Origin of the sequence: Pseudoalteromonas sp. MQS005 (genome assembly GCF_001661605.1) — a bacterium.
Taxonomy (GTDB): domain Bacteria; phylum Pseudomonadota; class Gammaproteobacteria; order Enterobacterales; family Alteromonadaceae; genus Pseudoalteromonas; species Pseudoalteromonas tetraodonis.
On record NZ_LYRQ01000018.1, the window covers coordinates 58837 to 67921 of the forward strand.

Sequence of the window (9085 nt, forward strand, 5' to 3'; positions counted from 1 at the left end):
TAATTACTTTTGCTTACGACGACGCATAAAGGCAAACGGCGCTACAAGTAATGTTAACCAAGCTAATGAACCTGAAGAACTTTTCTTAGTAGGCTCTGGAGTAACAACCGGAGGCGCTGGTGGTACTACTTTTGTAATACTGACTGCTACCATTACAGGTTCTGACACATTACCACGAACATCGATTGCAACAACTTCCATTTCTGCAGATGTATCACCCGCTAATAAAGTTGTATCAGCAACCACAATTTGACCGTCTGCATCAACTGCGAGACCAAGGTTTGTATTAGATTGTACATAGTATTCTGAAACAGCTAAATCCAACTCTGACTCTTCAATCGTAAGCGCACCTACGACAGTTCCATCAGCTGCATCTTCAGAAACACTAAACTCACCACCAACCAGTATTGGTGCTTCTACAGCTGGTAACTCTAGGTCTTCAGCTGCCATTACTTTAATAATGTTAGTACCCGAACCTTGCGATAATGCAAACGGACCACTTGCAGAAACAACCGCTTTCTCACCAGGTTTAAGTGAAGAGATTGCTTCACCCGTCTCATAAGACGTCATTTCAACGTTAGGCTGAACACCAAATACTGTTGAACCGGTTACGCTGTCTGTCTCAGAGAAAACACCTGTTTGGTAACCTGGGTAGCCTACTGATACCTTGAAGTTCATTGGCTCACCAAGAAGCGAAGCATCAATATTCATTAACTCAGAACACCCTGAGAAAGTAATTGTGTCTTCACCTGCGGCATGGAAAAGCGGTGTACCCCACTGCCATGAATCATTTCCAGCACCGTCTGTGGTTCCGATTAATGTACGGCTACGGCCTGGAAACGCGGTTGTACGACCACGATCATTTAAGTTTTGCATAAATAGATCTGAGATATTGTCATTATCTATGTCTATTTCCATTCTATAACCCGCTTGGAAAGTATGAGCTAACGGATCTCGTAACTGAATCGATGAAGTAATGTAGATGCCTGAATCACAAAAATCTGCATTAAATGCAGAGAATGTAGTAGACAGGATATTAAACTCAGCATCTTCAACTGATTTTTCTGTACCCATTGCAACAATACTTTCAGCTTGCGGTGAAATTTCAGTTTGACCTGTATTCTCAATAACCAATGCCATTTCATTGTTTACGATTTGAGGTGAGTAGCTCAACTGAGTTGCCGCTTTTGGCATTGCATGATAAACAACGTGTAAGTCATGATCGCTATCGGTAGATGCATCATCAAATACTAACGCACCATCAAACTCTACTGATGTTAACGCTGCACTTCTAGCTGCAATATCCTCTGCACTGAATGGGTTTTCTAATTCCCATACAGGTAACTTACTTGGATCAACCGTCATTGTAATGTCAAAGTTAATTGCTTGACCTGCAGGTACTATTATAGATGCAGGGAAATCCCAGCTAACTGCGTCCATATCAATATCACTTTGGTAACGAGCTTCGGTACGCAGGTTATACGTTTTTTCATCTGCAGAGAAGTTCTTAACGGTTACAGTCTTAGTAATTGAGCCTGTTTCCGCTAAGCTTACTAAGCCATAAGAGAGTGCAGCTTGTTTAGTATCAAACTCACTATTATGAACCCATGCAGCAACGGGTAAATTAACCGCCTTAGTCACATCAACTAAACCAGCACCTATCATACTAATTGGCGCAAGCTCTGAATCAGGATTAATCGCAAGAGGCTCATTGGTTACGTTTAAGTTTGCTGCATTCATAATTGTTGCTTTAATCTCAAACGCATTACGCTCAGGATGCGCTTCACGAATCATTGCCACAGCACCGGCTGTAATTGGGCCCGAGAAAGAAGTACCTGAAACCGGGTTAGTCCCTGTTTGAGTACCTGCCGCTGCTACATCAATACTAGTTCCTGGCGCTGTAATTTCTGGTTTTAACAAACCATCCATAGAAGGGCCGCGAGATGAGAATGTTGCAACCGCACCTGCAGTTGTTTTAATTTCAACACTAACATCAAATGTTGCAGGGCCGCCAGCATCTAATTGAGCCTTCAGGGCTGCACCAGCAGCAAAGTTAATGCCTATATTTTTAATAGTAACATCAGCATCAAAGCCACCCATAGGTGCAGGTGTACCATCATCGGTGTTATTCGCAATCATTACAAACTCAGCACCGTTTGCTTGTGCATTCAATACTTTTTGCGTAAATGCACATGTACCACGGTCAATTAATACTGCTTTTTCAGTAAAATCTACATCCGTAGCAAATGCATCACAACCATTCTGGTTTGCATCAGGATAAACTAAATCAATATCTGCACCTGAAATTGTATATGCTTCTTGTGGTCCAAAACTTGATGGCTGAATATTGCCTTCAATACCCGCAACAGTTCCTGTTGCAACGCCAATTTCAGTTGTTGGGTGAGTCATAGCGCCAACAGATAGTGCATTAGGTGTAGTGCTTGGGCCACCAACACGGAACGGATTATCACCATCGTTACCAGCAGAAATCACCATATTCACACCTAACTCAACTGCACGTTGAACTAAGTATTGTGTACCACCACCTGTGTAAGTATCACCAAACTCACCACCAAGAGACATATTCATTACATCAACACGATCTGAAATATCGCCATCACCGTTAGGATCCATTGCAGCTTCTAGAGCAGCAGCTTGTGCATCGCCAGGACAACCGCCGCCACATACTGAGTAAGCGTAAAGTTCAACATCAGGCGCAATACCATTTACTGAGTTTGCAGAAGATGTACCGTGATTAGTAGGATCACCCGTTGATGGCGAGTTAGCCGCATCATTTTCAATAGGGTCGGCATCATTACGAATAAAATCATAACCACCTTGAACGATACCTTGAGGCCATGCAACTGATGTTGGATCTGCTTGTGCAGCTAGGTAAGCTTCAACAGTGCCTGCACCACCAAATGCTTTGTGCGTGTAGTCAATACCAGTATCAAGTACTGCAACACGTTGGCCTTTACCACTTACTATACCGTCAGTAATAAGTGGTTTTGCATTAATATATTCAGAGCTAGCTGCCACATATAAGTCGCGGTCGAACATTGGTAAAACTTTAGCAACGCGATCATCTTTTGCTATTTCCGCTAACGCTTCAGGTGTGGCCTGAACGATTAAAGTTGGTGCTAAAATTTTTGTTTTGCCAATTACTTTTGCATTAAAATCTAAGCTAGTTAGCTCAGCAGTCATCATGTCTTGTAATTGTTCAACTTGCGCTGTAAATTCGCGATTACTTGATGCTTGATAAGTTCCAGCTACAACCGCGTCAACAGCGGTTCTTGCTTTTAGAACAATCATATGTGCAGAAGGAACTTTTTTATCAGCAGCTATTTCTTTTACTTGCTCTACTTGTTTGTAGTTAATCGTCGCGTTAGGCAAAGTTGCTGCGTTGGCGAGCGTTGCCACAAATGCACTTGATACAGCAGTCGCAATTGCTGTTCTTTTGATTATATTATTAGACATTATTTCCCCTAGGATAGGTTATGTATTATTGTGTTTACTAATTTCAATTCCATTGATTGATAGGAACGAATATAAAACGTTACCCTTTGCACGAGCAACAGCATTGCTACATTTAAGTTACAAAAAAGAAGGGATAACGAACAGAAAAAGCATAATACATTGATTTATATCAAATAAACACACAAAAAAAATTGTGAAAAATTGTAAATGAAAAGATTTGAATTGAGAAATAAATGAACAACGATGTAATTAATATTTTAACTATGGCTAAAGTCATTCAAACAGCCGTTGCACCCGTTTTTTTAATTACAGGTATTGCGGCAACACTCGGGGTATTATCTAATCGCTTAGCCCGTATTACAGACAGAGCTAGGCAGTTAGAGCGAAAATTAAAAGTTAGTACAGATGAAGAGTTTAACCTGTCTCTGACTACAGAGCTTAGAGCACTCCTCAAACGCTCCCGCTGCATACATATTGCATTTAGTTTAAGTGTATTAAGTGCATTATTAGTATGTGCAGTCGTTATGCTGTTATTTTTATCTCACATACAGTCGATTAATTTAGGCGTCACTATTGGTAGTTGTTTTGTTGGTGCTATGGCATTGCTAATATGTGCGTTTATGTCATTACTCGGTGAGGTATTCTTAGCGACACGTAGCATGCGTCGAGGAATGATATTTGCTGATATTGATATAAACGACTAAAGCCAGCGCTTAGGCTTGAACTAAAGCTTAAGCTAATATACAAAGATAATTAAAGAACCCTTAAAGGAGTAGAGTAAAGTGAAATTGAAGCAAGTATTTATCGGTGCATTGTTATCGACGTGCGCTCTAAGCGTATCTGCAAATTCTGCGTTTAAAGAGCCTAGTGATGCAATTGAGTATCGCCAAGCTGCATTTTCTATGATTTCAGTTCAAATAGGCGATATGGGTGCCATGCTTAAGGGTAAAATTCCTTTTGATGCAGAGCAATTCAAACAGCGTGCAAATAACGCGGCGGCATTATCTAAAATGCCTTGGGAGGCCTTTTACGCAGGCACTGAAAAAGGCGATACATCAGCACTTCCTGCGGTATGGTCTGAAAACGATACTTTTATGAAAAAAGCGACAGCGTTTCAGCAATATGCTGATGAACTTGCTGTAGCAGCTCAAACAGGTGACAAAGCGGTCATTGGTAAAGCATTTGGTGCATGGGCTAAAGGCTGTAAAGATTGCCATAAGCAATTCAAAGACTAATAAATTCTGTGTATTAAACAATAAAAATGGCGCTGTATTAGCGCCATTTTTTTAACTAAGCAGATAACTTAAAGGCTCACTTCCCCAAGTACTCATTAATAAAACCAGTAATAGTAAAAATAAAACCCATGCAATCCATGGTGACTTTGTCTCAGGCTCTGAGCTTTGTGTTGGCAGTGCTTTATTGCCGGTGATCATTGCTTTTACTAAAGGCTTGCCTTTAATTTTGTAAGCAATAATAGCCACAACATGCAAAATAATCGCATAAAATAAAATATCAAAATTGATATGGTGCAGCCAGTTGGCAAAATCAATCGTATCACTCGATACATACTGTGCTAACGGGCCATCAGTTAAAATGCCATCACTGCTCATTAAACCACTAACCAGTTGCGTAATAACCAGTATAAAAAATAATAACACCATATAACTGCCTGGTGCAGAATGGCCCACATCATTTATTTTTTTGCCACTAAAAGAAGCAAGCACCGACTTAGGAGAATGCAGTAATGCCGATATTCTTGCCGTTTTACTGCCTATAAGACCCCATATAATCCGCGTTGAGATAAGCGCTAAAGTAAAAAAGCCAACCACAAAATGTAGCTCTATCATGCCCTCTTCAGCACTAAAATAAAGCGCAGCAATACTCAATACTAATAACCAATGAAAGCTTCTTAAAAAGCCATCCCACACTTTTACCTTGAACATTGCACCTTCCCTAAAAAACAGTATCATCTAAAACGCTAACTATTTTAGCATCTTAATATTAAGGTATCCTAATGAGTCTTTCTACCAGTGCGCAGAGTAAAACACATGCAGTCCATTAAAAAACCGATACTAAAAGGCTTTTTAGATATGCTGCCATTATGTTTAGCCGTTATTCCTTGGGGTATTTTATGTGGCTCGTTGGCAATACAAAATGGCTTTACCCCTTTTGAGACTCAAGCTATGTCGCTATTGGTATTTGCAGGCTCGGCTCAACTGGTTGCTATTGAGTTAATGGCTGGTAATACCCCTCTATTAACCATTTTATTTACCACATTTATTATTAGCTCTCGTCATTTTTTATATGGCTTGGCGGTTCGTCACAAAGTGATTGAGCAACCCATGCGTTGGCGCCTTCCAGTCAGCTTTGTATTAACCGATGAACTATTTGCTTTTTCGCATCACCCTCGCGCCTACCAGACTAAAACGCGCCTAATTTACGCGCTCAGCGCAGGCTTTAGCTTTTACATTGCTTGGAATATTTGGACTCTGATCGGTATTGTAGCCGGTACTATGCTCCCTGATCTCACCAACTTAGGACTCGACTTTGCGATTGCTGCAACCTTTATTGCTTTGGTTATCCCAGGAGTTAAAAATTTAGCCACTCTTGTCACGGTCATTGTTGCAGGGATCTGTGCCACTTTATTAAAAAGCACAGGCTTTGAGCTGTGGTTGGTATGCTCAGCACTATTAGCAATGAGTGCAGGTTACGCTGTAACTAGAATAGTAAAAAATAAGGACGCTAAATCATGATGACGACTATTTTACTTATGGCATGTATTACCTTTTTTACCCGTTATTTATTCTTACACCGCGCGCTACCATTTAAAGTAGGGCCTAAAATGCAGCAGTTTTTGAGCTTCAGTGCACCCGCTGTACTCACCGCTATTTGGGTGCCGATTGTATTTATAAATGATGGTGGCATTAATCTAAATTGGCAAAATCCTTATTTAAGCGCAGCGATTGTAGCCATTATAGTTGCTTACAAAACACATAATATTTACCTAACCACACTTGCTGGTATGGGGTTATTTTTGATTTTAAATTAACAGTAACGCCATAGCAGTGTTCACTATTTCGACTTTGTTAATCACCAAGCAAAGGTTAGACTATGCCAAATAAACAAATAATAGCTTAATAATATGCACCCATTTCATCAACTAAGTGCTACTAGCCTGCAAGGCCAACCTATCGATTTTAAAGAGTTTGTAGGTAAAGTTGTGTTAATAGTAAATACCGCAAGTGAGTGTGGATTCACCTATCAATACGAGTCATTGCAAGCATTACACGAAAAGTATGCCAGCCAAGGTTTAGTCATTATAGGTTTCCCGTGTAACCAATTTGGCCAGCAAGAACCCGGAGACGCGAATCAAATAGCGCAAGGTTGTTTAATCAATTACGGAGTTAGTTTTTTAATCGCAGAAAAAGTGAACGTTAATGGTCAGCATACACATTCGGTTTTTCGCTATTTAAAATCTGTATTGCCGGGGTTTTTGACACGAAAAATTAAGTGGAACTTCACAAAGTTTTTGATTAATGCAGATGGCTCACCCATTAAGCGCTACGCGCCCTTTACTAAACCTGAAAAACTAGAAAAAGTAATTGAAAAAGCATTGCTCGCAGCTAAAGTTTGAGGCTTAAAAATTATAAAGAGGCATAAAGCCTCTTTATTACCAACCCACAGAGCTTTAAATACTACCTAAGTAGCAGTTAAAAGCTAATATGTCGGCACTGATTTGTACTAGCGACAACCTAATCAATATAATCGTTTAAGTCATCTTCACCTAGGTTTTTACGCAAGCGTTTTTGCTCAAGGTAATCCTCTAACTTTCTTTTCACCTTTTGCTTTTTCTTGTCGTGTTGATTACGCCCGACCATTTCGTATTCGTCTTCAACAAAATCATCATCTAGCGCATCGTAACTAAATGTCTTACCCACAACCCACTCCATAAAGTGTTTGAGACCAATTACGGATTCTTGTATCGCGATAATTGGTGAAATTAAAATGTTCAACGCAAATTCATTGTACAAATTTACGTCAAAATAAAGCCACATCGCTATGCTAAATAGTCTCTGTGTCAATATTGTGAATAAATAGCGCTAAATTTGAATTGTGGAAAGTGAGAGTTTTTTATCGTATCGATAAATTTTATTTATTAGCATTTAATTATTGGTTATTTTGACCAAATTTTAGCTTTTTTAATAACTTCACTTTCAACTTCAATGCACCTTAAAAATCACAAACCACTGTTTTTAAACACTAAAAACTATTGGCACCAAACTTGTTATAAGTTAATTATCATCAGCAAAAAACAGAGAATAAACATGAAAGAATTATTATTAGTTAGCGCAATTATGTGCGCCCCCGTCGCCATGGCTCATAACGATAACAGCTCTTCAATTTCATTTAGTAACGACGAATGTAAAGTTGAGTTTAAAAACGATGTACGTATAAAGCCAAGTGAATTAGAAATTTTTAAAGCCAACAATCAACGTATGACTTTTACCACTCAAGGTGAGTTGTCGATCAATGGCGAGCAAGTAGCATTAAATAGCGCTCAGCGCCAAGCACTGACCAACTACACAGATAATTTACGTGCGCAATTACCTGAAGTAGCCAACATTGCACTTGATGGCGTTAAAATTGCGGGCGTTGCATTAGAAGAAGTCGCCAATGCATTTAATATTGATGGCCTCGATAACATTGCTACCTTAATGGACGATATTCAACAAGAAGTAGAGGGTACCTTTTACCAACAAGGTACATTTGTCATGGGCCAGCAAAGCTTCACTCAGTTTGGTGAAAACTTTGAACAGCAGTTTGAACAACAAATAGAAACTGCCGTTGAGTCGGCCGTAATGCAATCAATGGGCAGTATTTTAGTAGCATTAGGCTCTGAGCTAATGGGTTCAGGTGGCGACATGCAAGCCTTTGAAGAGCGCATGGAAAATATGGGCGCACAAATAGAAGAAAAAGTAGAGCTCCATGCAAAAAAACTTGAACAGCGTGCAAATACACTGTGTGGTGACTTTGTTGAAATCGCACAACAAGAAACTCAACTTGCTGCGCAAGTGCCTGCATTAAAAGGCTATGAGTTATTTACTATAAAACAGCACTAACTGCTCAGCATTTTAATTAATCTCCCTTTGCGGCATTTGCTTTTAAGCTATGCCGCATTTTGCGTTTTTTACCCCCACCAGTCCCATTTAACTCAAATAATAGACTGTTGAGCGGATCTGCTCTTGCTGTGCAGAGGCATTTTGTGGCTTCATAGTAAAATACAAACCAAAGTATAATCTTCACTTCGCTCTAGATCACTTAGAATGCCGTCCGAGCTGATGATTGTAAGCCCAAATTGCAACATATTAAAACCACCTCTTTTTAAGTTTTAAATTCTTGAGGCGGTGCGATCCCCAGTTAGACGCGTTTTAAAACGCAACTAACTCCAAAGTGCCTAGTAACCTAGGCACTTTTTTTATAATTTAAAAGCCTAGCAACACTCTTTTTTATCGTTTCTTTAATGCTCTTCTCTGATAAATAATTAACCACCTATAAATAGCATGTTAAATCTTTTAACGAAGTAAAACCCACCCCATTAATACAAAAT

The 9085-nt window shown here is 39.6% G+C and carries 9 protein-coding genes; 6 read left to right on the plus strand and 3 right to left on the minus strand.

Going from position 1 to position 9085, the window contains the following annotated elements:
- Positions 1-3: 3 nt before the first annotated feature.
- Positions 4-3477, minus strand: coding sequence for a S8 family serine peptidase (locus tag A9479_RS08445; protein ID WP_064663188.1), 3474 nt, complete (start codon positions 3475-3477; stop codon positions 4-6).
- Positions 3478-3710: 233 nt separating this feature from the next.
- Between A9479_RS08445 and A9479_RS08450 the strand changes: the two genes are divergently transcribed.
- Positions 3711-4181, plus strand: coding sequence for a DUF2721 domain-containing protein (locus tag A9479_RS08450; protein ID WP_008108981.1), 471 nt, complete (start codon positions 3711-3713; stop codon positions 4179-4181).
- Between the two features lie 78 nt (positions 4182-4259).
- Positions 4260-4712: a cytochrome c gene (locus A9479_RS08455; protein WP_013463699.1), complete on the plus strand. Its 453-nt coding sequence runs from the start codon at positions 4260-4262 to the stop codon at positions 4710-4712.
- A 51-nt stretch (positions 4713-4763) separates the two neighbouring features.
- Here A9479_RS08455 and A9479_RS08460 read toward each other — a convergent pair whose 3' ends face one another.
- The gene (locus A9479_RS08460) at positions 4764-5420 is read right to left on the minus strand and encodes a cytochrome b/b6 domain-containing protein (RefSeq protein WP_064663189.1); all 657 of its coding nucleotides are present in this window, start codon (positions 5418-5420) and stop codon (positions 4764-4766) included.
- A gap of 105 nt (positions 5421-5525) precedes the next feature.
- Here A9479_RS08460 and A9479_RS08465 point away from each other — a divergent pair, with 105 nt between their 5' ends.
- The 3 genes from A9479_RS08465 to A9479_RS08475 all read left to right on the plus strand — a co-directional run bounded on the left by A9479_RS08465 (position 5526) and on the right by A9479_RS08475 (position 7111).
- A complete protein-coding gene (locus A9479_RS08465) occupies positions 5526-6230 on the plus strand; it encodes an AzlC family ABC transporter permease (protein ID WP_064663190.1) in 705 nt (234 codons plus the stop codon).
- Positions 6227-6526: an AzlD domain-containing protein gene (locus A9479_RS08470; protein WP_016900234.1), complete on the plus strand. Its 300-nt coding sequence runs from the start codon at positions 6227-6229 to the stop codon at positions 6524-6526. The genes A9479_RS08465 and A9479_RS08470 overlap by 4 nt, the downstream gene beginning before the upstream one ends.
- Positions 6527-6619: 93 nt before the next feature.
- The gene (locus A9479_RS08475; protein WP_013463695.1) at positions 6620-7111 is read left to right on the plus strand and encodes a glutathione peroxidase; all 492 of its coding nucleotides are present in this window, start codon (positions 6620-6622) and stop codon (positions 7109-7111) included.
- A 118-nt stretch (positions 7112-7229) separates the two neighbouring features.
- Here the strand turns inward: A9479_RS08475 and A9479_RS08480 are convergent, their stop codons facing one another.
- The gene (locus A9479_RS08480; RefSeq protein WP_008108975.1) at positions 7230-7415 is read right to left on the minus strand and encodes a PA3496 family putative envelope integrity protein; all 186 of its coding nucleotides are present in this window, start codon (positions 7413-7415) and stop codon (positions 7230-7232) included.
- Between the two features lie 387 nt (positions 7416-7802).
- On the opposite strand from A9479_RS08480, the gene A9479_RS08485 reads away from it, so the two are divergent.
- The gene (locus A9479_RS08485; protein ID WP_029609995.1) at positions 7803-8597 is read left to right on the plus strand and encodes a YggN family protein; all 795 of its coding nucleotides are present in this window, start codon (positions 7803-7805) and stop codon (positions 8595-8597) included.
- The last annotated feature ends 488 nt before the right edge of the window (positions 8598-9085 follow it).

Coding starts and splice junctions, on each gene's coding strand:
- A9479_RS08460 (WP_064663189.1), bottom strand. CDS start 5,420: ATGTTCAAGGTAAAAGTGTGGGATGGCTTTTTAAGAAGCTTTCATTGG.
- A9479_RS08465 (WP_064663190.1), top strand. CDS start 5,526: ATGCAGTCCATTAAAAAACCGATACTAAAAGGCTTTTTAGATATGCTG.
- A9479_RS08450 (WP_008108981.1), top strand. CDS start 3,711: ATGAACAACGATGTAATTAATATTTTAACTATGGCTAAAGTCATTCAA.
- A9479_RS08470 (WP_016900234.1), top strand. CDS start 6,227: ATGATGACGACTATTTTACTTATGGCATGTATTACCTTTTTTACCCGT.
- A9479_RS08475 (WP_013463695.1), top strand. CDS start 6,620: ATGCACCCATTTCATCAACTAAGTGCTACTAGCCTGCAAGGCCAACCT.
- A9479_RS08445 (WP_064663188.1), bottom strand. CDS start 3,477: ATGTCTAATAATATAATCAAAAGAACAGCAATTGCGACTGCTGTATCA.
- A9479_RS08485 (WP_029609995.1), top strand. CDS start 7,803: ATGAAAGAATTATTATTAGTTAGCGCAATTATGTGCGCCCCCGTCGCC.